The sequence below is a fragment of the Streptomyces sp. NPDC001941 genome, assembly GCF_040296945.1.
Taxonomy (GTDB): domain Bacteria; phylum Actinomycetota; class Actinomycetes; order Streptomycetales; family Streptomycetaceae; genus Streptomyces.
This window is the reverse complement of the sequence record NZ_JBEOYE010000002.1, coordinates 287,346-307,044: the sequence shown is the minus strand read 5'-3', so window position 1 is coordinate 307,044 and position 19,699 is coordinate 287,346. Positions and strand designations below refer to the sequence as shown.

Below are 19,699 nucleotides of genomic sequence, written 5' to 3'. Positions count from 1 at the left end.
TCAGTTCCTGACGGGGTCGGGGAGCTCGGCGGCGAGGACGGCCGCGGACTGCCGGGCGACGGCGGCGACCACGCGGCCCGGCAGCCAGCCGGGGGCGAGCAGCGGGGCGGCCGTGCTGACGACGGTGGCGTGCGGGGAGGGCGGGGCGAGGGCGCCGAGCAGGGCGGCGGCGGTGGGGCGCGCGGCCGGGTCCCTGGTCAGGCAGGAGGCCAGCAACGGGCGCAGGCCTTCGGGCAGTTCGGAGCGCTCGGGGACGGTGTGGCCGGTGGCGGCGTACGCCAGGACGGCGCCCAGCGCGTAGACGTCGCCGGGCTCGGCGGCGGCCCCGTCGGCGCCCCGCTCGGGCGGCAGCGCCCCGGGGTCCAGGCCGGGCGTCCCGGTGCGGGCGGCGCCGAAGCAGCCGAGCCGGGGCCCGTCCGGGGCGAGCAGCACGGCGGCGGGGGACAGGCCCGCGTGGACGACGCCCTGGGCGTGCGCGCCGGCCAGGGTCTCGGCGAGGGCCGCGCCCAGGGCCCGTACCGTCCGCTCGGGCAGCGGCCCGCCGTGCACCGCGAGCGCGGTCGGCAGCGGGAGCGCGGGCAGGTAGGGGTGGGCGTACCAGGGGGCGGTGCCGGGCGGGGCGAGGTCGACGACCGGGGCGACCCAGGGGCCCATCAGCCGGCGGGCCGCGTCGGCCTCGGCGGCGAAGCGCGCGGGGTCGGCGCCCTGGACGGGGGTGACGGCCACGACGGTGCGGTCGCCGCCGGGGGCGCGGGCCACGAAGCGGTGGCAGGGGACGGGGGTGCCGGGCGGGTCGAGCCGGGTGATCAGCTGGTACGGGCCGATGGTGCGCGTGCGCGGCGCGTGCGGCCGGTCCATGCGGGCTCCCCCTCGGTGCTCTGCTGGCTCCCCGAGCCTACTCACCGGGTTCGTACGCCAGTACGGGGGTGGGGCGACGGGCCCCGCACGCGCGACGACGGCCGCCTCCCGGGAGGGGAGGCGGCCGTCGTCGTGTGGAGACCGCGGCGGGATTCGAACCCACGTAACTCGAGTTGCAGTCGAGCCCCTAAGCCACTCGGGCACGCGGTCGCGCTTGCTCGCTGGGGAAGACGTTAGGCGGGCCCGGCACCGCCCCTCAAGGGTTCCGGCCGGGCCGCAACACGACCGCCATGTGCCGTTCACGGTCGTACGACCAACGGACGAGGCGCTTCCGGTCCCACGACAGGTTCCAAACCCGCCCACGCCTCTTACGCTGGCCGGATGACCGCCCTCGAACCGCGCGACGCCGCCCAGGCCGCGCCAGCGAACGACCCGATAGCCCCGCCCCCGGAGAGCCCGGAGGGGGTGCTCGGGCGCGCCCACCGCGCGCTGAGCGTCGGGATCGTCTCCGTCGTCCTGCTGATCGCCTTCGAGGCGACCGCGGTGGGCACGGCGATGCCGGTGGCCGCGCGCGAGCTCGACGGGGTCCCGCTGTACGCCTTCGCCTTCTCCGCGTACTTCACCACCAGCCTGTTCGCCATGGTCCTCTCCGGGCAGTGGGCCGACCGCAGCGGACCGCTCGCGCCGCTGACCGTCGGCATCTCCGCCTTCGCGGGCGGCCTGCTGCTCTCCGGCACGGCCTCGGGCATGTGGCTGTTCATCGCCGGGCGGGCCGTCCAGGGCGTCGGCGGCGGTCTGGTGATCGTCGCGCTGTACGTGGTGATCGGGCGGGCCTACCCGGAGCGGCTGCGGCCCTCGATCATGGCCGCGTTCGCCGCCGCCTGGGTCGTCCCGTCCGTCGTCGGACCGCTCGCCGCCGGCACCGTCACCGAACACCTCGGCTGGCGCTGGGTGTTCATCGGCATCCCGGTCCTGGTGGTGCTGCCGCTGGCCCTCGCCCTGCCCGCGATCCGCCGCATGGCCTCCGGGCCCGCCGACCCCGGCACCCCGCTCGCCGCCTTCGACCGGCGCCGCATCCGGCTCGCCCTGGGCGTCTCGCTGGGCGCCGGGCTGCTCCAGTACGCCGGGCAGGACCTGCGCTGGCTCGCCCTGCTCCCGGCCGCCGCCGGTGCCGCGCTGCTGGCCCCCTCGGTCCTCGGCCTGCTGCCGCGCGGCACCTACCGGGCCGCCCGCGGCCTGCCCTCGGTGGTGCTGCTGCGCGGCCTGGCCGCCGGGGCCTTCATCGCCGCCGAGTCCTTCGTGCCGCTGATGCTGGTCACCCAGCGGGGCCTGTCGCCCACCATGGCCGGGCTCTCGCTCGCGGTCGGCGGCGCCACCTGGGCGCTGGGCTCCTGGATCCAGTCCCGGCCGGGCACGGAGCCGTACCGCGAGCGGCTCATGGTCCTCGGCATGATCCTGGTGGCGGCCGCGATCGCGGCCGCCCCGAGCGTGCTGATCAGCGCGGTCCCGGTCTGGGTGGTGGCCGTGGCCTGGGGCTTCGGCTGCCTGGGCATGGGCGTGGTCGTCTCCTCCACCAGCGTGATGCTCCTCAAGCTCTCCCCGCCCGGCGAGGCCGGCGCGAACTCGGCCGCCCTGCAGATCTCCGACGGGCTGTCCAACGCGCTGCTCCTCGCGGCCGGCGGCGCCGCCTTCGCCGCGCTCGGCGGCGGGGGCGTCGCCCACGCGGCGGCGGACGCCGCGGCGGGCTCGCACCCGGGGGCCTTCGCCGCGGTGTTCCTGCCGATGGCGGGGGTGGCGCTGGTGGGCGCCTGGGTGGCCACCCGGCTGGTGGACAAGACCCCCAGTACGTCGTAAAAGCCCAGCTCAGAGGCGGTTCCGGGGCCCCCTTCAGGGGGCCCCGGCCGGTTGTGAAGCGTGTCTCACGCACGCCCCGACCGGCCTCGTCCGACCCGTCGACCGGCCGCCGCCCCGGTAAGGTGGCCCGGTTGTCATATCTGGCCGAGCGTCGAACCGGAGACCGTGACTACCACCGCCCCCACCTCCCACCACCTGTCGCCCGCCTTCCCCGGACGCGCCCCCTGGGGCACCGCCAACAAGCTGCGTGCCTGGCAGCAGGGCGCGATGGAGAAGTACATCGAGGAGCAGCCCCGCGACTTCCTCGCGGTCGCCACTCCCGGCGCGGGCAAGACCACCTTCGCGCTCACCCTGGCCTCCTGGCTGCTGCACCACCACGTCGTCCAGCAGATCACCGTGGTCGCCCCCACCGAGCACCTGAAGAAGCAGTGGGCGGCCGCCGCCGCGCGGATAGGGATCAAGCTCGACCCGGACTACAGCGCCGGGCCGCTCAGCAAGGAGTACCAGGGCGTCGCCGTGACGTACGCCGGTGTCGGCGTGCGCCCCATGCTGCACCGCAACCGCTGCGAGCAGCGCAAGACCCTGGTGATCCTGGACGAGATCCACCACGCCGGCGACTCCAAGTCCTGGGGCGAGGCGTGCCTGGAGGCCTTCGACCCGGCGACCCGGCGGCTGGCCCTGACCGGCACGCCGTTCCGCTCGGACACCAACCCGATCCCCTTCGTCACGTACGAGGAGGGCAACGACGGCATCCGGCGCTCCTCGGCCGACTACACCTACGGGTACGGCAACGCGCTCGGCGACGGCGTCGTGCGCCCGGTCATCTTCCTCTCCTACAGCGGCAACATGCGCTGGCGCACCAAGGCGGGCGACGAGATCGCCGCGCGGCTCGGCGAGCCGATGACCAAGGACGCCATCTCGCAGGCCTGGCGCACCGCGCTGGACGCGCGCGGCGAGTGGATGCCCAACGTGCTGCGCGCCGCCGACCAGCGGCTCACCGAGGTCCGCAAGGCGATCCCGGACGCGGGCGGCCTGGTCATCGCCTCCGACCAGGACTCGGCGCGCTCGTACGCCAAGCTCATCCGCGAGATCACCGGCACCAAGGCGACCGTGGTGCTGTCCGACGAGGCCGCGGCCTCCAAGCGCATCGACGACTTCAGCGAGTCCACCGACCGCTGGATGGTCGCGGTGCGCATGGTGTCCGAGGGCGTCGACGTGCCGCGCCTCTCGGTCGGCGTGTACGCCACGACGATCTCCACGCCGCTGTTCTTCGCCCAGGCGGTGGGCCGCTTCGTGCGCTCCCGCAGGCGCGGCGAGACGGCCTCGGTCTTCCTGCCGACCATCCCGATGCTCCTCGGCTTCGCCAACGAGATGGAGGTCGAGCGCGACCACGTGCTCGACCGGCCGAAGAAGGACGGCGAGGAGGACCCGTACGCCGAGTCCGAGAAGGAGATGGACGAGGCCAACAAGGAGCAGGACGAGGACACCGGCGAGCAGGACATGCTGCCCTTCGAGGCGCTGGAGTCCGACGCGGTCTTCGACCGGGTCATGTACAACGGCGCCGAGTTCGGCATGCAGGCCCACCCCGGCAGCGAGGAGGAGCAGGACTACCTGGGCATCCCGGGCCTGCTGGAGCCCGAGCAGGTGGAGCTGCTGCTGCAGAAGCGCCAGGCCCGGCAGATCGCGCACAGCCGCAAGAAGCCGGACGCCGAGGCGGACCTCCTCGAACTGCCCGCCGAGCGGCGCCCGATCGTCTCCCACAAGGAGCTGCTCGAACTGCGCAAGCAGCTGAACACCATGGTCGGGGCGTACGTCCACCAGAGCGGCAAGCCGCACGGCGTGGTCCACACCGAGCTGCGCCGGGTGTGCGGCGGCCCGCCGAGCGCCGAGGCGACGGCCGGGCAGATCCGCGAGCGGATCAAGAAGGTCCAGGAGTGGGCCACCCGGATGCGCTGACGCGCGCACGCGGAGGCTGACGCGCGCACGCGCACGCGGAGGAAGCGGACGCGTCGGAGGCGGACGCGGAGGAAATGGAGCGGGGCCCGGTACGTACGTGTGTACCGGGCCCCGCTCGTCCCGCGGGGACGGGACAGGGTGGTCCGAGGGCCGGCCCCCACGGACGCCCCTCGGACGTGCTCCACGCTAGTGCGCCGGATATCCCCGCGAAGTCGCCCAAAGTCCCTTGACGTGCGGACGAAGGTCCCCCCGCGCCCGCGAGACCCCCGCGAACACCGGGTGACGGGGGGACAATCACCCGCCAACCACCCGTCAACTCTCCGGCGGCGCCCGGATTCTGGACGACCCCTTCCGCTGAGCGGACCGGATCGCTACTGTCCCCGCAATGCAACCGCCCCGTGGCAGCGCCGCCGCGGAGCGCAGCCGGTGCCATGGCCTGCCGGCGGCCTCTGACGTGCGTCGCCGACGGGACCGGTGTCGCGCAATCCGTCAGGGGGCCGCCGCCACTCACTCCGAAGGAGAGGGCGTCGTGACCGCGGAGACATCCCAGACGCTCGACAGGGGACTGAGGGTCCTCAAGCTGCTCGCCGACACCGACCACGGGCTGACCGTCACCGAGCTGTCCAACAAGCTCGGTGTGAACCGCACCGTCGTCTACCGTCTGCTCGCCACCCTGGAACAGCACGCGCTGGTCCGCCGTGACCTCGGCGGCCGCGCCCGGGTGGGCCTGGGCGTGCTGCGCCTGGGCCGCCAGGTGCACCCGCTGGTGCGCGAGGCGGCGCTGCCCGTGCTGCGCTCGCTGGCCGAGGACATCGGGGCGACCGCCCACCTGACCCTGGTCGACGGCGCGGAGGCGCTGGCCGTGGCCGTGGTGGAGCCGACCTGGACCGACTACCACGTGGCCTACCGGGCGGGCTTCCGCCACCCGCTGGACCGGGGCGCGGCCGGCAAGGCGATCCTCGCCGCCCGCCAGGGCGGCCTGACCGACCCCGGCTACACGCTCACCCACGGCGAGCTGGAGGCGGGCGCCAGCGGCGCCGCCGCCCCGCTGGTGGGGGTGACCGGGATAGAGGGCAGCGTGGGCGTGGTGATGCTGGCCGACGCGGTGCCGGAGCGGGTCGGGCCGCGCGTGGTGGACGCCGCCCGCGAGGTCGCCGACGCCCTCAGGTAGCCCGGCTACCCTGGGCGGCGTGATCGGCAACCTCTCCCGCTCCCGTGCCCTGGCCCTGTGCGCCGTGCCCGTCGTCGCGCTGTTCGCGACGGCGGCCTTCGCGCCGCTGCCGTTCGTGATCGCCCAGCCGGGCGCCACGCACGACGTGCTGGGCGCGGACCGGGGCAAGCCGGTGATCGAGATCAGCGGCGCCCCGGTCCGCGCGACCGAGGGCCAGCTGCGGATGACGACGATCCTGGCGACGGGACCTTCCGCGGAGAACCGGATCACGGACGTCGCCGACGCCTGGTTCCGCAGCGACCGGGAGGTGCTGCCGCGCCAGTCCGTCTACCCGCAGGGGCAGTCGGACCAGCAGGTCGAGAAGCACAACCTCGACCAGATGACCCAGGCGCAGGACTCCGCGGTCACCGCGGCGCTGGGCTACCTGAAGCGGGACCCGGCGAAGGTGAAGGTCCGGCTGACCCTGGCCGACGTGGGCGGTCCCAGCGCCGGGCTGCTGTTCTCGCTGGGCGTCGTCGACAAGCTCGACGGCGACGGCGCGGGCGGCGACCTGACCGGCGGCCGCGTGATCGCCGGTACGGGGACGATCACCCCGGACGGCAAGGTGGGCCCGGTCGGCGGCGTCGGGCTGAAGCCCCAGGCGGCGGGCCGCGACGGCGCGAAGGTGTTCCTGGTGCCCGCGGGGCAGTGCGCCGAGGCGGGCGCGGAGGTGCCCGCGGGGATGAAGCTGGTCCCGGTGGGGACGCTCCAGGAGGCCGTGAAGGTGCTCAAGGCCCTGAAGTCGGGCGGCTCGGTCCCGAGCTGCTGAGCGGACGAGCGCGGTTCAGACGAGCGCGGGCACGGCCGGGCGCTGCTCCCTGACCAGGCGCAGGCCCAGCTCGACCAGGGTCCAGCCGAGCCGGGCCCGCAGGGCGGGCCGCCCGGGGGCGGTGATGGCGGTGGCCTCGGCGCGCAGGTCGGCGGCGCGGTACTCGTGCACGTACAGGAAGACGTCGCTGTGCATGGCGGGTGGTCCCTCTCTGGTGGAGCCGGTGGAGCCGGTGGGCGCGGGCCGGGGCGGGGTCAGCCGCGGCTGCGGGGGAACGCGTGCAGGTGGAGGCGGACCTTCTCGGTGGCGTCGCCGGTCCCCGCGGTGCCGTAGGACTCGATGAGCGCGTGCACCTTCCCGGTCAGCTCGGTGAGCTGCTCCGGCGTGAGGTCCAGGCTGAAGTCGCTGAGGTCGGAGGCGCGCGACCAGGCGTCGTCCCACTCGTGGCGGGTGCCGATCCAGGTGTACGCCTCCTGGGCGTGGATGGTCGCGACCTCGTGCATGAAGACGTTGGCCGCGCCGCGCACCTCGGGGTCCTCGCTGTCCAGCAGGTCCGCGTCGAAGGTGGTGCCGTCGTGCGCGGCGCGCCACCAGCGCTCGCGCCCCTTGCCGTGCTCCGGGGCGTCCTCGATGAGGCCGTGCTCGGCGAGCTGGCGCAGGTGGTAGCTGGTGGCGCCGCTGGACTCGCCGAGCCGGTCGGCGAGCTGGGAGGCGGTGGCGGGGCCGTGGTGGCGCAGGGCCTTGAGGAGCTGGATGCGCAGCGGGTGGGCCAGGGCCCGCAGGGTGCGGGGGCCGAGGGAGACGACGTTGCGGGGCGTGTTCTCGGGCATGGCAGGAGCGTAGAGGGTTGCAAAGGAGCTTTGCAAGGGTCTTTTGCAAAACTCCTTTGCAACTCGGTCGGCCCGGGTCGGCCCGGGTCGGGCCGGGTCGGGCCGGCTACCCCTCCTTGATGAACCCCTGCTCCACCAGCCAGTCCTTGGCCACGTCGTGCGGGTCCTGCCCGTCCACGTCCACCTTGGCGTTCAGCTCCTGCGCCACCTGCGTGGTCAGCTTCGCGGTGACCGGGTCGAGCAGCGAGGCCAGTGCCGGGTACTTGGCGTACGTCGCCGCGTGCAGCTCGGGCGCCGCGTTGTAGTTGGGGAAGAAGTGCCTGTCGTCGGTCAGCACGTCCAGGTCCATGGCCTTGATCCGGCCGTCCGTGGTGAACACCTCGCCCAGCAGGCACGAGCCCGACTGCGAGACCTGGGTGTAGACGATGCCCGCGTCCATCTTCTTGATGTTGGCGGCGGGCAGGGACATCCCGTACGCCTTCTGCATGCCCGGAAGGCCGTCGTCGCGGGAGGCGAACTCGTTCTCCACGCACACCGTCACCGCCGACGGGTCCTTCTTCGCCAGCGCCGCCACGTCCGAGAGCGTCTTCAGGCCGTACTTCGCGTTGTTCTTCTTGCTGATCGCCAGCGCGTAGGTGTTGTTCAGCGAGGACTGCGGCAGCCAGGCCACCCCGTGCGCGCGGTCCGCGTCCCGCACCGCCTCCCACTGCTTCACCGGGTCCACGATCGGCTTCGAGTTGCCCAGGTAGGTGATCCAGGCCGTGCCCGTGTACTCGTACATCGCGTCGGCGTCGCCCTTGACGATCGCCTCGCGCGCCGAGACCGAGCCGGGCAGGTTGGTGCGGTCGAGGACCTCGGCGCCGGCCGCCTTCAGGACCAGGCCCGCCATCTGCCCCAGGATGATGTTCTCGCTGAAGTTCTTCGACGTGACCGTCAGGGACGCGCCCTTGAGGGGCTGCCCGCGGCCCACCGACCCCGGCACCACGTCGTCCACCAGGGGCGAGCCGCTCTTGAGCCCGCACGCGGACAGGGGCGCGAGCAGGAGCAGCGCCGTGGTCACCGCCGTACGCAGCCGTCGCATCAGGCGGCCTCCAGTCCTCGCGGGGTCAGGGCCACTTCCGCCAGCGAGGCCAGCCAGTCCACGACCAGCGCCAGCGCCACCGTCAGGATCGAGCCGAGCACCAGCACCGCCATGCGCTGCGTCTGGATGCCCGAGGTGATCAGGTCGCCGAGCCCGCCGCCCCCGCCGAAGGTGGCGAGGGTCGCGGTGCCGACGTTGAGCACGAGCGCGGTGCGCACGCCCGCCAGGATCAGCGGCACGGCCAGCGGCAGCTCGACCTTGGCCAGCGCGCCGACCGAGGACATCCCGATGCCCCGGGCGGCCTCCACCAGCTGCGGGTCGATCGCCTTCAGGCCCGCGACCGTGTTGGAGAGCACCGGCAGCACCGCGTAGGCGACCATGCCGATGACCGCGGTGCGCGGCCCGATGCCCAGCCAGATCACCAGCAGGGCCAGCAGCCCGATGGCCGGGGTGGCCTGGCCGATGTTGGCCACGGCGGTGACCACCGGCGCGGCCCCGCGCAGCCGGCGCCGGGTCAGCGCGATCCCGAGCGGGACCGCGATCAGCAGCACCCAGAAGGTGGAGACCGCGGTCAGCTTCACGTGCTGCCACAGCCGCAGCTGCACGTTGCCGTTGTCCAGCGAGTTGCGCGCGATCGAGTCCAGGTCCGCGTTGGTGATCCAGACGTACGTGAGGACCAGCGCGACCGCGATCACCGCGGGCAGCACCACCAGCTTGCGCCAGGTGATCCGGCGCGGGGGAGCGGCCGCGGGCAGCGGCTCCTCCTGCTCGTCGCGGAACGCGTGCCCCTTGACCTCGTGCTCGCCCGGCGGGCGCTCCGGCGCGTGGCGGCGGCTCATTCGCCCTCCAGCGCCTGGTCGGTCCGGTGCGCGCGCTGCTCCTCCAGGTCGTGCTGGTGCTCGGCGGCGGCGAGCCGGTCGGCCTCCAGGAGCTCCTGCACCGAGTTCATCAGCGTCTCCATGTCGACGACCCCGATGAACTCCCCGCGCCGCCCGGTCACCGCGACCCGGCCGCCCGAGTCGGTCAGCACCGCCTCCAGCGCGTCGTGCAGGGTGGCGTCCCTGGTCACCGTGTCGTGCACCAGCTGTCCTGCCCTGGCCAGCGAGCCCTTGGCCCGCATCAGGTCGCCGCGGCGCAGCCACTTGTAGGGGCGGCCCCGCCGGTCCAGCATCAGCAGTTCGTTGTGGGTGCCGCCACGCAGCTTGGTGAAGATCTCCTGGAGCGGGTCGTCGACGGTGACCGTGGGGAAGTCGCCGACGCCCACGTCCCGCACGCGGGTGAGGTTGAGGCGCTTGAGGGCGGCGCCCGCGCCGACGAAGCCGGAGACGAAGTCGTCGGTGGGGTTGGTCAGGATCGCCTCGGGGGTGTCGAACTGGGCGATGTGCGAGCGCTCGCGCAGCACCGCGATCCGGTCGCCCAGCTTGATGGCCTCGTCGAAGTCGTGGGTGACGAAGACGATCGTCTTGTGCAGCTCGTGCTGGAGGCGGATCAGCTCGTCCTGGAGGTGGTCGCGGGTGATCGGGTCCACCGCGCCGAACGGCTCGTCCATCAGCAGCACCGGCGGGTCCGCCGCCAGCGCCCGGGCCACGCCGACGCGCTGCTGCTGGCCGCCGGAGAGCTGGCGCGGGTAGCGGCCGTGGAACTCGCGCGGGTCCAGGCCCACCAGGTCCAGCATCTCCTCGACCCGGTCCTTCACCCGGGACTTGGACCAGCCGACCATCCTGGGCACCAGCGCGATGTTCTCCGCCACCGTCATGTGCGGGAACAGGCCCGAGGACTGGATCGCGTAGCCGATCTTGCGGCGCAGCTTCACCGGGTCCATGTCGGTGACGTCCTCGTCGCCGATCCTGATCCGCCCGGACGTCGGCTCGATCAGCCGGTTGATCATCTTGAGCGTGGTCGACTTGCCGCAGCCGGAGGGCCCCACGAAGATCACCGTCTCACCGGCCTTGATCTCCATGCTGACGTCGTCCACCGACGGGTTGGGGTTGCCCGGGTAGCGCTTGGTCAGGTTCTCCAGCTCGATGCCGGCTCCCGAAGTGTTCTCAGACACGGATCCCCCTCGGGATGGTCAGGCGGCCGATCAGGACGTACGCGGCGTCGAAGAGCAGCGCCAGCACGACGATGCCGAGGGTGCCCGCGAGCACCTGGTTGATGGCGTTGGCGCTGCCCAGCGAGGCGATGCCGCGGAAGATCTCGTTGCCCAGGCCGGGCCCGGAGGCGTACGCGGCGACGGCGGCGATGCCCATGAGCATCTGCGTGGCGACCCGGACGCCGGTCAGGATCGGCGGCCAGGCCAGCGGCAGCTCGACCCGGAAGAGCCGGGCCGCGCGGGACATGCCGATGCCCTTGGCCGCGTCCACCAGGGCCGGGTCCACGCCGCGCAGCCCCACGATGGCGTTGCGCACCACCGGCAGCAGCCCGTACAGGGTCAGCGCGATCACGGTGGGCGCCACGCCCAGGCCGACCAGCGGGATCAGCAGGCCGATCAGGGCCAGCGAGGGGATGGTCAGGACCGTGGCGGTGGAGGTGACGGCCAGGTTGCCGGCCCACTCGCTGCGGTAGGTCAGCACGCCGACCGCCACCCCGACGACGGTGGCGATCACCATGCACTGGAAGACGGCGCTCGCGTGCTGGAAGGCGTCCGTGAGCAGTTGCTGGTGCCGGTTGGCCAGGTAGTCCCAGAAGCTCACACGCGCTCTCCTCGCGTCCGTCAGGCCGGGGGGTCGTCCCCCGCGGCCTGCTCCACCAGCGGGATGATCCGCAGCGGTACGGGGTTCTCCATGACGATGGCCGTGGAGGCCCGGACGATCCCATCAAAACGGACGACCCGGTCGATCACACGTTGGAGGTCGGCGTTGGACCGGGCCACCAGGCGGCACAGCATGTCGCCGTGGCCGGTCGTGGTGTGCAGTTCGAGGACCTCGGGCACGGTCGCCAAGTGCGCCCGGACGTCCGCGCCTTGGCCCTGTTTGATCTCCAGGGTCGCGAAGGCGGTCACCGGGTAGCCGAGGGCCGCCGGGTCGACCTGGGGGCCGAATCCCCGGATGACGCCATTCGACTGAAGCCGGTCCAGCCGGGCCTGTACGGTGCCGCGGGCCACTCCCAGGCGGCGCGAGGCCTCCAGCACCCCGATGCGGGGCTCGCGGGCCAGCAGGACGATGAGCCGGCCGTCCAGATGATCGATCGCCATGGGGTACTCCAGATGGTCATCCTGTGCAGAACGCCCGGCCATAGTGGCTCCTGACTGTGCAGATTGCCCAGCGAATGAGCAAACTATTGCGCAGCTTGTGGAACGGCGGGAACCTGCGGACATGACTGAGACGCTGAATCACACCCCCGACACCGCGCGTGAGGCCGACCCCTTCCCGGTCAGGGGAATGGACGCGGTCGTCTTCGCCGTGGGCAACGCCAAGCAGGCCGCGCACTACTACTCCACGGCCTTCGGAATGCGGCTGGTGGCCTACTCCGGACCGGAGAACGGCAGCCGCGAGACGGCCAGTTACGTCCTGGTCAACGGATCAGCCCGGTTCGTGTTCACCTCCGTCATCAAGGCCTCCACCGACCACGGCCGCTTCCTGGAGGCCCACGTCGCCGAGCACGGCGACGGCGTGGTCGACCTCGCCATCGAGGTCCCGGACGCCCGTGCCGCGTACGCCTACGCCACCGCCCAGGGCGCCACCGGCCTGGTCGAGCCGCACGAGGTGGAGGACGAGAACGGCACCGTCGTGCTCGCCGCCATCTCCACCTACGGCAAGACCCGCCACACCCTGGTCGAGCGCCGCGGCTACGAGGGCCCCTACCTGCCCGGCTTCACCGCCGCCGCCCCGATCGTGGAGCCCCCGGCCAAGCGCGTCTTCCAGGCCATCGACCACTGCGTCGGCAACGTGGAGCTCGGCCGGATGGACGAGTGGGTCGGCTTCTACAACAAGGTCATGGGCTTCACCAACATGAAGGAGTTCGTGGGCGACGACATCGCCACCGAGTACTCCGCGCTCATGTCCAAGGTCGTCGCGGACGGCACCCTCAAGGTGAAGTTCCCGATCAACGAGCCCGCGATCGCGAAGAAGAAGTCGCAGATCGACGAGTACCTGGAGTTCTACGGCGGCGCGGGCGTCCAGCACATCGCCCTGGCCACCAACGACATCGTCGCCTCGGTGCGCGCGATGCGGGCCGCGGGCGTGCAGTTCCTGGACACCCCCGACTCCTACTACGACACCCTCGGCGAGTGGGCCGGCGAGACCCGGGTGCCCGTCGAGATCCTCCGCCAGGAGAGGATCCTCGTCGACCGCGACGAGGACGGCTACCTGCTGCAGATCTTCACCAAGCCGGTCCAGGACCGCCCGACCGTCTTCTTCGAGATGATCGAGCGCCACGGCTCCATGGGCTTCGGCAAGGGCAACTTCAAGGCCCTGTTCGAGGCGATCGAGCGCGAGCAGGAGAAGCGCGGCAACCTCTGAGCCGCGCGGCGGCCCCCACGGCCGCCCACTGGACGACGGCCCCGGGACCCTGACCCCGGGGCCGTTTCCCTTCCCCCGCGCGGGAGTTAGGGTGCCGCCATGGCCAGGATCAACGACGTCGGGGGCATGCAGGGCTTCGGCCCCGTCGACACCGCGGACGACGGCGAGCCCTTCCACGCCGACTGGGAGGCCCGCGTCTTCGCCCTGAACCGGACGCTGGTGGCCCAAGGGGTCTTCAACCTCGACGAGTTCCGCGACGCCATCGAGTCGATGCCGCCCGCCGACTACCTGGCGGCCTCCTACTACGAGCGCTGGCTCCACGCGATCACCACGCTCCTGGAGCGCAAGGGCCACCTCGCCCCCGGGGACCTCGACGAACCCGCCGCCCCCGACGGCCTCGATGGCTGACCGCTTCCCGCCCGGTGCCCGGGTCCGCACGGTCCACCACGACCCGCCGCACCACACCCGGCTGCCCCGCTACGCCCGCGGCAAGCACGGCGTGGTCGTCGAGCCCGAGGGGCCCGCCCCGCTCTCCGACGTGCGCGCGCGGGGGGTGCCGGACGCGCCCGTGGAGCAGGTGTACGCGGTGCGGTTCGCGGCCCGCGAGCTGTGGGGCGACGGCGACCACCACGTCGTACTCGACCTGTTCGACAGCTACCTGGAGGCGGACGTCCCATGAGCGCAGGCCACGACGACGCGCTGGTCTCCCGGCGGGTGCGCCGCCTGGAGACCCTGCTCGAAGAGCGCGGGCTGCTGCCCGCGCACGCGCTCGACGAGGTCATTGACGCCTTCCTCGCCGAGGCGTCCCCGGCCAACGGCGCCCGCGTGGTGGCCCGCGCCTGGACCGACCCCGGCTTCCGCGCCCGCCTGCTCGCCGACGGGACCGCCGCGGTCGCCGAACTGGGGCTGTCCGCCGGGGGAGTGCAGCCGCAGCGGCTGCGGGTGGTCGAGAACACGGCGGCCGTCCACAACGTCGTGGTGTGCACGCTGTGCTCCTGCTACCCGATCCGGCTGCTCGGGCCGTCGCCCGGCTGGTACAAGAGCGAGGCGTACCGGTCCCGGGTGGTGCGCGAACCCCGGTCCGTGCTGGCCGAGTTCGGGCTGCACCTGCCGGCGGACACGGAGGTCACGGTCTGGGACTCCACGTCGGAGACCCGGTACATGGTGCTGCCGCGCCGCCCGGAGGGGAGCGGGGGGCTCGCGGAGGAGGACCTGGCGGGCCTGGTCACCCGCAACGCCCTGATCGGCACGGCGGAGCTGTAGCGCTCGCGACGGGCCATGCCCGACGAAACCAGCCCGTCCGGCGTGTGGCGCGGGCCGCCGTGGCGCGGGTCCCGGAGTCCCCTACCCGCCCCTTCCCGAATGCCTCCGGCGGCGAGGGGGCGGGTCCGTCCTCAAACGCCGGACGGGCTGGGGATGCAGGGCTCGGGAGCCCCGCACCCGCGTCAGCGCCGCCCCGCCCCGTTCCCCTTCTTCGAGCCCCCGCCCTGCTTCGAGCCGCCCTGGGACTTCCCCGACCCCTTCTTCGACGGCTTCCAGCCCCCACTCCCACCCCCGCCGTAGTACTTCTTCGGCTGGTACCCGTGCACGTTGCGCGGCCCCCCTTCCGGCGGCTCCCCCAGCGCCTCCAGCGCCTCCTTCGCCCGCGGCGCGAGCAGCGGGGAGAAGTCCGGGTTGATCCGCAGCGCCTCCTCCAGGTGCCTGCGCGCCTCCCCGTACCGCTCCAGCGAGCGCTCGATCTCGCCCCGGTGGTACGCGAACAGCGCGCTGCGCAGCCCCTGGTCGTGCGCCCGCTTGGCGAACGCCAGGGCGTCCTTGGGCTCCCCGGCCCGGAACAGCGCCCAGCCCAGCGCGTCGGCCACCTGCACCGAGCGGTGGCCGCGCCCCCACTCCGCCCGCAGCCGCGTCACCGCCGCCTCCGGGTCGCCGTGGTCCGTCTCGAAGCGGGCCAGCACCAGCGCCTCGTTCACCCCGTGCGTCCCCGCCTCGGCGGCCCGGGCGCGCAGCACGTCGTACTGGGTGCGGGCGTCCCCGTCCAGGCCCAGCGACTCGTACAACTCGCCCGCCTCCAGGGCGTACTCGGGCAGCGGCAGCTTCGCCAGCGCCCGCTGGTAGGCCTGGAAGGCGTCGTCCGTGCGGCCCAGCGCGCCCAGCGCCCGCCCCTTCCCGGCCAGCGCGGGCGCGTGCCCGGGCAGCACCTGGAGCGCCGACTCGTACCCCGCCAGCGCCTCCTGGGTGTCGCCCCGCTCCCACGCCAGGTCCGCGAGCCGCACCAGCGCGGCCGCCTTCTCGGTGGCCGAGTCCGCCCGCGCCACCGCGTCCACGGCGGTCGCCTGGGCGTCCTCGCGCCAGCCGCGCATCCGGTAGCCCTGCACCGCGACGCCCAGCGCGGGGCCGCCCGAGCGCAGCTCCAGGAAGGAGTCGAGGGCGGCGCCGGCCTTCTTGTAGTCGCCGAGCCCGTAGTAGGCGTCGAGCAGGACGGGGTACGTGCGCCACCGCTTCGGCTTCTGCATCTGCACGATCTCCGCCCACCGGCGGGCCTGCCCGTAGTCGCCGCGCGCGTTGGCCAGCGCGCCCAGGCCCACCAGCGCCTCCAGGTTCCCCCGGTCGCCCGGCAGCACCGCGAGGGACCGGTTCAGGGCCCGCTCGGCGCGCGGGTAGTAGCGCGCGTCGCCGGCCCGGACGCCCCGCTCGACGTAGGCGGCCCCGAGCACCGCCCACGACTCCTCGTCCGCCGGGTGCGCGCGCACCCACTTCTCCCGGTCCCCGATCAGCGCCACCAGGTCGGGCAGGGACGCCTGTGCCCCGGCCGCCGTCGCGGTCATCGCCCGCGCGGCAGGACCCGGGGCGGGCGGCGGCCCGTCGTCGCCGAGGAGGTCCGGTACGCACCACAGCGCCCCGCCGGCCAGTACCGCACCCGCCCCCGCGGCCAGCACGGCCTTCCTCACCTGATCCTTCTTCATGGCGCTCACTGTGGGCCACCGCGGAGCCGATACGAAGAACACATCGCGGGCGTCGGGGCGATCGCCCGACGGGTTCACACCGATGGCCCCGGGTGCCAGGCTGGGGACATGGACGATCTTGTCGCACAGCTGAGCGCGGGCCTGCCGGCCGAAGCGATCCTCACCGACCCGGACGTCACCGCCTCCTACGCCCACGACATGGCGAGCTTCTGCGCCGCGGGCACCCCCGCCGTCGTGGTCCTGCCGCGCACCGTGGAGCAGGTCCAGCACGTGATGCGCACCGCCACCGCCCTGCGCGTCCCCGTGGTGCCCCAGGGCGCCCGCACCGGCCTGTCCGGCGCGGCCAACGCCTCGGACGGCTGCGTCGTGCTCTCGCTGGTGCGGATGGACCGGATCCTGGAGGTCAGCCCGGTCGACCGGATCGCCGTCGTGGAGCCGGGCGTGGTCAACGCGGTGCTGTCGCGGGCCGTCGGCGAGCACGGCCTGTACTACCCGCCGGACCCCTCCAGCTGGGAGACCTGCACCATCGGCGGCAACATCGGCACCGCGTCGGGCGGCCTGTGCTGCGTGAAGTACGGCGTCACCGCCGAGTACGTGCTCGGCCTGGACGTGGTGCTGGCCGACGGGCGGCTGCTCAGCACCGGGCGGCGCACCGCCAAGGGCGTCGCGGGCTACGACCTCACCCGGCTGTTCGTGGGCTCCGAGGGGAGCCTGGGCGTCGTGGTCCGGGCGGTCCTCGCGCTCCGGCCGCGGCCGCCGCGGCAGCTGGTGCTCGCCGCCGAGTTCGCGTCCTCCACGGCCGCCTGCGAGGCCGTCTGCGCGATCATGGAGGGCGGGCACACCCCCGCGCTCCTGGAACTGATGGACCGCACCACGGTCCGGGCGGTCAACGAGCTGGCGAGGATGGGTCTGCCGCACACCACCGAGGCCCTGCTGCTGTGCGCCTTCGACACCCCCGACCCGGCGGCCGACCTCGCCGCCGTCGGTGCGCTGTGCACCGCCGCCGGGGCCACCCAGGTCGTCCCCGCCGACGACGCGGCCGAGTCCGAACTCCTGCTCCAGGCCCGTCGGCTCTCGCTGACGGCGCTGGAGGCGGTCAAGGGCACCACGATGATCGACGACGTCTGCGTCCCGCGCTCCCGGCTCGACGAGATGATCAGGGGGACGGCCGCCATCGCCGAGAAGTACGCGCTGACCATCGGCGTCGTCTCGCACGCGGGCGACGGCAACACCCACCCCACCGTCTGCTTCGACGCGGCCGACCCGGAGGAGTCGCGGCGCGCCCGCGAGTCGTTCGACGAGATCATGGCGCTCGGCCTGGAGCTCGGCGGCACCATCACCGGCGAGCACGGCGTGGGCGTACTGAAGAAGGACTGGCTCGCCCGCGAACTGGGCCCGGTGGGCCTGGAGTTGCAGCGCGGGGTGAAGGCGGTCTTCGACCCGCTCGGGATCCTCAACCCCGGCAAGCTCTTCTGAGGCCACGCTCAGGCTTCCCCCTCCTTGGACTCGTCCGACGGCCAGGGGTCGCGCAGCCACAGGTCGTCGGCGCGGCCCTGCGTGGTCGGCGCCAGCAGCTCCGCCAGCGCGTCGTCGATGCCCAGCTGGTCCGCCTCGGTTCCGGGGGGCACCGCGCGCAGGGTGCGCTCCAGCCACGCGGTCACCGGGGTGGCGGGCGCCTCCAGGAGCGCGTCGCCGTCGGGCGAGGACAGCGCCATCAGGACCACGTTGCGGCCCTCCACCTTGGTGGGCCAGATCCGCACGTCGCCGTGGCCGCACGGACGGAACACCCCCTCCACCAGCAGCTCGCGGGCGAAGGTCCAGTTCACCGGGTGGTCGGAGCCGACGTGGAAGGTGACGTGCACGGCGTAGGGGTCGCCCACGCGGTAGGCGAGGCGCGCGGGGACGGGGATGCTGCGCTCGGGCGACAGCACCAGGTTGAGCTCCAGCTCGCGCTCCACGACGGTGTTCTGCGTGTTCTCCACGGTTCCGGCCCTCTCTCGTACGGGGCCCCCGGTGGGCCCGTACGAGGAGAGAGCCGCCTCCCCGTTCCCCATTACGCGACTTCGGGCGACAACTTCTCATTACTTTGCGTGACTTCGCCGTGACCTGATAGTGGCGCATGTGGCGGGACCGCCGGTGGCGCGCACGGCGGTCTGATAGATGTGGAGCCCGCAACGAGGCCATCGAGGAGATACGGGACCACGGTGATGAGCGCCCCCACCCCGGCCACCGGAGACGGCAGCCCCACGCCCGGCTACTACCCCGACCCCTCCATCCCCGGGTACGTCCGGTACTGGAACGGCGCCGCCTGGGTCCCCGGCACCAGCCGCCCCGCCCCGCGCGACGGCGAGGCGCTGCCGGCCGCCCCCGCGTCCGCCGCGCCCCCGGCGCCGGTCCCGGCGGTCGAGGAGACCGGGCCGGTGTTCCTGGACGAGGACCCGCCGGAGGAGACGCACCAGGAGCCCGCCTCCGCCTGGGCCGCCGACGTCTCCCGGCAGACCGGCTTCGGCGGCGAGCGCGACCACCGGGTCTCCTGGGGCGCGCCGGAGGGCCGGGACCCGAGGGCGGCCGACCCGCGCGGCGCCGCCGACCCGACCGGCGGGGCGCTGCCGGGCGTGCGCCGCCCCGAGCTGGGCCCGGCCCACGCCGTGGCGCCCGTCGCGCCCGTTCCCGCCGCCCCCGTCCCGGCCGCGCAGCCCGCGCTGGGCCCGGCCGCCGAGCCCAGGGCCCTGCCGCCCGCCGAGCCCGCCCCGCGCGCCCCCCGGGGCGGCGCCCCGGCGGCCGAGGGCACCATGTCGATCCGGGCCCTGCCCCAGCAGCCGCAGGCCCCGCAGCCGGGGCCGGCGCACCAGGCCCCGCAGCCCGCCCCCGTGCACCAGGGCCCGCAGTCGGCTCCCGCGCGGCCCGGGACCGTACAGCCGCAGCCCGCGCGTCCGGCCCCGCAGGCGCAGCAGCCCGTGCCGCCCGTGCGGCAGGCCCAGGCGCCCGCGACGCAGGCCCCCCGGCCGTCCGCCCCGGTCACCCCGCTGACCGCCGGGCCCGGCGGCGGGGCGGCCTCCTGGGCGCAGCAGGCGCGGCCCGAGCCGTCCGGCGGGGCGTCCGGCGGGGCGGGGCAGCAGCCGGTGGTGCCGTGGAAGCCGCCGGTGGCGGACCCGTTCCTGGCCGCCGCGCAGGCACAGGCCAACGCCCGCCCGGCGGCGCTGGGCAAGCGGCTGGCCGCCCGGCTCGTCGACACGGTCGTGCTGGGGGCCCTCGCGGGCGCCGCGGCGTACCCCTTCGTCACCCGGGCGCTCGACCACATCGACGGCAAGATCGAAGCGGCCAAGCAGTCCGGCGAGACGGTCACGGTGTGGCTGCTGGACGGCACCAGCTCGGCCTGGTTCGGGGCGGCGCTGGGCGTGCTGCTGGTGCTGGGGGTGCTGTACGAGGCGGTGCCGACGGCCAAGTGGGGCCGCACCCTCGGCAAGAAGCTGTTCGGGCTCCAGGTGCGGGACATCGAGGCGCACGAGCCGCCGTCGTTCGGGGCGGCGCTGCGGCGCTGGCTGGTGTACGGGCTCCTCGGCGTACTGGCCGTGGGCCTGCTGAACGTCCTGTGGTGCGTCTTCGACCGCCCGTGGCGGCAGTGCTGGCACGACAAGGCGGCCCGTACGTTCGTGGCCGGATAGCCCCGCGCGCGTTCCCCCGAACGGGCCTTGACCCGTTGCGGCGCCCGGCCGGG

Annotated in this window: 20 protein-coding genes and 1 tRNA gene; 10 read left to right on the top strand and 11 right to left on the bottom strand. The window is 73.9% G+C overall.

The features are described from left to right. Positions 1-858 (bottom strand): protein kinase family protein, encoded by an 858-nt coding sequence (locus ABT160_RS03455; protein ID WP_351642900.1) that lies wholly within the window; start codon positions 856-858, stop codon positions 1-3. Positions 859-993: 135 nt separating this feature from the next. Next, positions 994-1,068, bottom strand: a tRNA-Cys gene (locus ABT160_RS03450). Positions 1,069-1,239: 171 nt separating this feature from the next. Here ABT160_RS03450 and ABT160_RS03445 point away from each other — a divergent pair. From ABT160_RS03445 to ABT160_RS03430, 4 genes are all read left to right on the top strand, one after another. Beyond that, entirely contained in the window at positions 1,240-2,712 is a 1,473-nt protein-coding gene (locus ABT160_RS03445) for an MFS transporter (protein WP_351642898.1), read from the top strand. A gap of 165 nt (positions 2,713-2,877) precedes the next feature. Further along, a complete protein-coding gene (locus tag ABT160_RS03440; RefSeq protein ID WP_351642896.1) occupies positions 2,878-4,668 on the top strand; it encodes a DEAD/DEAH box helicase in 1,791 nt (596 codons plus the stop codon). 529 nt (positions 4,669-5,197) lie between these two features. Beyond that, positions 5,198-5,839 (top strand): IclR family transcriptional regulator, encoded by a 642-nt coding sequence (locus ABT160_RS03435; RefSeq protein WP_351642893.1) that lies wholly within the window; start codon positions 5,198-5,200, stop codon positions 5,837-5,839. A gap of 19 nt (positions 5,840-5,858) precedes the next feature. Continuing rightward, positions 5,859-6,647, top strand: a complete 789-nt coding sequence (locus ABT160_RS03430; RefSeq protein ID WP_351642890.1) for a S16 family serine protease — start codon at positions 5,859-5,861, stop codon at positions 6,645-6,647. Between the two features lie 15 nt (positions 6,648-6,662). On the opposite strand, the gene ABT160_RS03425 is transcribed toward ABT160_RS03430, so the two are convergent. The 7 genes from ABT160_RS03425 to ABT160_RS03395 all read right to left on the bottom strand — a co-directional run bounded on the left by ABT160_RS03425 (position 6,663) and on the right by ABT160_RS03395 (position 11,751). Further along, positions 6,663-6,842 carry a hypothetical protein gene (locus ABT160_RS03425; protein WP_351642888.1) on the bottom strand — a complete coding sequence of 60 codons (180 nt, stop codon included), beginning with the start codon at positions 6,840-6,842 and terminating at the stop codon, positions 6,663-6,665. A 59-nt stretch (positions 6,843-6,901) separates the two neighbouring features. Continuing rightward, positions 6,902-7,477, bottom strand: coding sequence for an ArsR/SmtB family transcription factor (locus tag ABT160_RS03420; protein WP_351642886.1), 576 nt, complete (start codon positions 7,475-7,477; stop codon positions 6,902-6,904). Between the two features lie 106 nt (positions 7,478-7,583). After that, positions 7,584-8,558 carry a glycine betaine ABC transporter substrate-binding protein gene (locus ABT160_RS03415; RefSeq protein ID WP_351642883.1) on the bottom strand — a complete coding sequence of 325 codons (975 nt, stop codon included), beginning with the start codon at positions 8,556-8,558 and terminating at the stop codon, positions 7,584-7,586. After that, positions 8,558-9,397, bottom strand: coding sequence for an ABC transporter permease (locus tag ABT160_RS03410; RefSeq protein ID WP_351642880.1), 840 nt, complete (start codon positions 9,395-9,397; stop codon positions 8,558-8,560). Before ABT160_RS03410 ends, ABT160_RS03415 begins: the two co-directional genes overlap by 1 nt. Further along, complete coding sequence (locus ABT160_RS03405) at positions 9,394-10,611, bottom strand: betaine/proline/choline family ABC transporter ATP-binding protein (protein ID WP_351642878.1); 1,218 nt, start codon at positions 10,609-10,611, stop codon at positions 9,394-9,396. Before ABT160_RS03405 ends, ABT160_RS03410 begins: the two co-directional genes overlap by 4 nt. Then, positions 10,604-11,251, bottom strand: coding sequence for an ABC transporter permease (locus ABT160_RS03400; RefSeq protein WP_351642875.1), 648 nt, complete (start codon positions 11,249-11,251; stop codon positions 10,604-10,606). The genes ABT160_RS03405 and ABT160_RS03400 overlap by 8 nt, the downstream gene beginning before the upstream one ends. Before the next feature lie 20 nt (positions 11,252-11,271). Beyond that, entirely contained in the window at positions 11,272-11,751 is a 480-nt protein-coding gene (locus tag ABT160_RS03395) for an Lrp/AsnC family transcriptional regulator (RefSeq protein ID WP_351642872.1), read from the bottom strand. A 121-nt stretch (positions 11,752-11,872) separates the two neighbouring features. On the opposite strand from ABT160_RS03395, the gene hppD reads away from it, so the two are divergent. The 4 genes from hppD to nthA all read left to right on the top strand — a co-directional run bounded on the left by hppD (position 11,873) and on the right by nthA (position 14,281). Then, positions 11,873-13,018: a 4-hydroxyphenylpyruvate dioxygenase gene (hppD, locus tag ABT160_RS03390; protein ID WP_351642869.1), complete on the top strand. Its 1,146-nt coding sequence runs from the start codon at positions 11,873-11,875 to the stop codon at positions 13,016-13,018. Positions 13,019-13,117: 99 nt separating this feature from the next. Beyond that, a complete protein-coding gene (locus ABT160_RS03385; protein ID WP_351642866.1) occupies positions 13,118-13,426 on the top strand; it encodes a hypothetical protein in 309 nt (102 codons plus the stop codon). Further along, positions 13,419-13,697: an SH3-like domain-containing protein gene (locus tag ABT160_RS03380; RefSeq protein ID WP_351642864.1), complete on the top strand. Its 279-nt coding sequence runs from the start codon at positions 13,419-13,421 to the stop codon at positions 13,695-13,697. Before ABT160_RS03385 ends, ABT160_RS03380 begins: the two co-directional genes overlap by 8 nt. Next, entirely contained in the window at positions 13,694-14,281 is a 588-nt protein-coding gene (nthA, locus tag ABT160_RS03375; protein ID WP_351642862.1) for a nitrile hydratase subunit alpha, read from the top strand. The genes ABT160_RS03380 and nthA overlap by 4 nt, the downstream gene beginning before the upstream one ends. Before the next feature lie 182 nt (positions 14,282-14,463). On the opposite strand, the gene ABT160_RS03370 is transcribed toward nthA, so the two are convergent. After that, positions 14,464-15,981, bottom strand: coding sequence for a tetratricopeptide repeat protein (locus ABT160_RS03370; RefSeq protein WP_351642859.1), 1,518 nt, complete (start codon positions 15,979-15,981; stop codon positions 14,464-14,466). 108 nt (positions 15,982-16,089) lie between these two features. On the opposite strand from ABT160_RS03370, the gene ABT160_RS03365 reads away from it, so the two are divergent. Then, positions 16,090-17,457, top strand: a complete 1,368-nt coding sequence (locus tag ABT160_RS03365; protein ID WP_351642858.1) for an FAD-binding oxidoreductase — start codon at positions 16,090-16,092, stop codon at positions 17,455-17,457. Positions 17,458-17,465: 8 nt separating this feature from the next. Here the strand turns inward: ABT160_RS03365 and ABT160_RS03360 are convergent, their stop codons facing one another. Then, positions 17,466-17,963: an SsgA family sporulation/cell division regulator gene (locus ABT160_RS03360; protein WP_351642855.1), complete on the bottom strand. Its 498-nt coding sequence runs from the start codon at positions 17,961-17,963 to the stop codon at positions 17,466-17,468. 225 nt (positions 17,964-18,188) lie between these two features. Between ABT160_RS03360 and ABT160_RS03355 the strand changes: the two genes are divergently transcribed. Beyond that, complete coding sequence (locus ABT160_RS03355) at positions 18,189-19,646, top strand: RDD family protein (protein ID WP_351642853.1); 1,458 nt, start codon at positions 18,189-18,191, stop codon at positions 19,644-19,646. Positions 19,647-19,699 lie beyond the last annotated feature (53 nt).

What these genes read in the sequence shown, in the direction of transcription:
- ABT160_RS03365 (WP_351642858.1), top strand. Translation starts at nt 16,090, where the DNA reads ATGGACGATCTTGTCGCACAGCTGAGCGCGGGCCTGCCGGCCGAAGCG.
- ABT160_RS03455 (WP_351642900.1), bottom strand. Translation starts at nt 858, where the DNA reads ATGGACCGGCCGCACGCGCCGCGCACGCGCACCATCGGCCCGTACCAG.
- nthA (WP_351642862.1), top strand. Translation starts at nt 13,694, where the DNA reads ATGAGCGCAGGCCACGACGACGCGCTGGTCTCCCGGCGGGTGCGCCGC.
- ABT160_RS03370 (WP_351642859.1), bottom strand. Translation starts at nt 15,981, where the DNA reads ATGAAGAAGGATCAGGTGAGGAAGGCCGTGCTGGCCGCGGGGGCGGGT.
- ABT160_RS03385 (WP_351642866.1), top strand. Translation starts at nt 13,118, where the DNA reads ATGGCCAGGATCAACGACGTCGGGGGCATGCAGGGCTTCGGCCCCGTC.
- ABT160_RS03420 (WP_351642886.1), bottom strand. Translation starts at nt 7,477, where the DNA reads ATGCCCGAGAACACGCCCCGCAACGTCGTCTCCCTCGGCCCCCGCACC.
- ABT160_RS03355 (WP_351642853.1), top strand. Translation starts at nt 18,189, where the DNA reads ATGAGCGCCCCCACCCCGGCCACCGGAGACGGCAGCCCCACGCCCGGC.
- ABT160_RS03445 (WP_351642898.1), top strand. Translation starts at nt 1,240, where the DNA reads ATGACCGCCCTCGAACCGCGCGACGCCGCCCAGGCCGCGCCAGCGAAC.
- ABT160_RS03415 (WP_351642883.1), bottom strand. Translation starts at nt 8,558, where the DNA reads ATGCGACGGCTGCGTACGGCGGTGACCACGGCGCTGCTCCTGCTCGCG.
- ABT160_RS03395 (WP_351642872.1), bottom strand. Translation starts at nt 11,751, where the DNA reads ATGGCGATCGATCATCTGGACGGCCGGCTCATCGTCCTGCTGGCCCGC.
- ABT160_RS03380 (WP_351642864.1), top strand. Translation starts at nt 13,419, where the DNA reads ATGGCTGACCGCTTCCCGCCCGGTGCCCGGGTCCGCACGGTCCACCAC.
- hppD (WP_351642869.1), top strand. Translation starts at nt 11,873, where the DNA reads ATGACTGAGACGCTGAATCACACCCCCGACACCGCGCGTGAGGCCGAC.
- ABT160_RS03410 (WP_351642880.1), bottom strand. Translation starts at nt 9,397, where the DNA reads ATGAGCCGCCGCCACGCGCCGGAGCGCCCGCCGGGCGAGCACGAGGTC.
- ABT160_RS03425 (WP_351642888.1), bottom strand. Translation starts at nt 6,842, where the DNA reads ATGCACAGCGACGTCTTCCTGTACGTGCACGAGTACCGCGCCGCCGAC.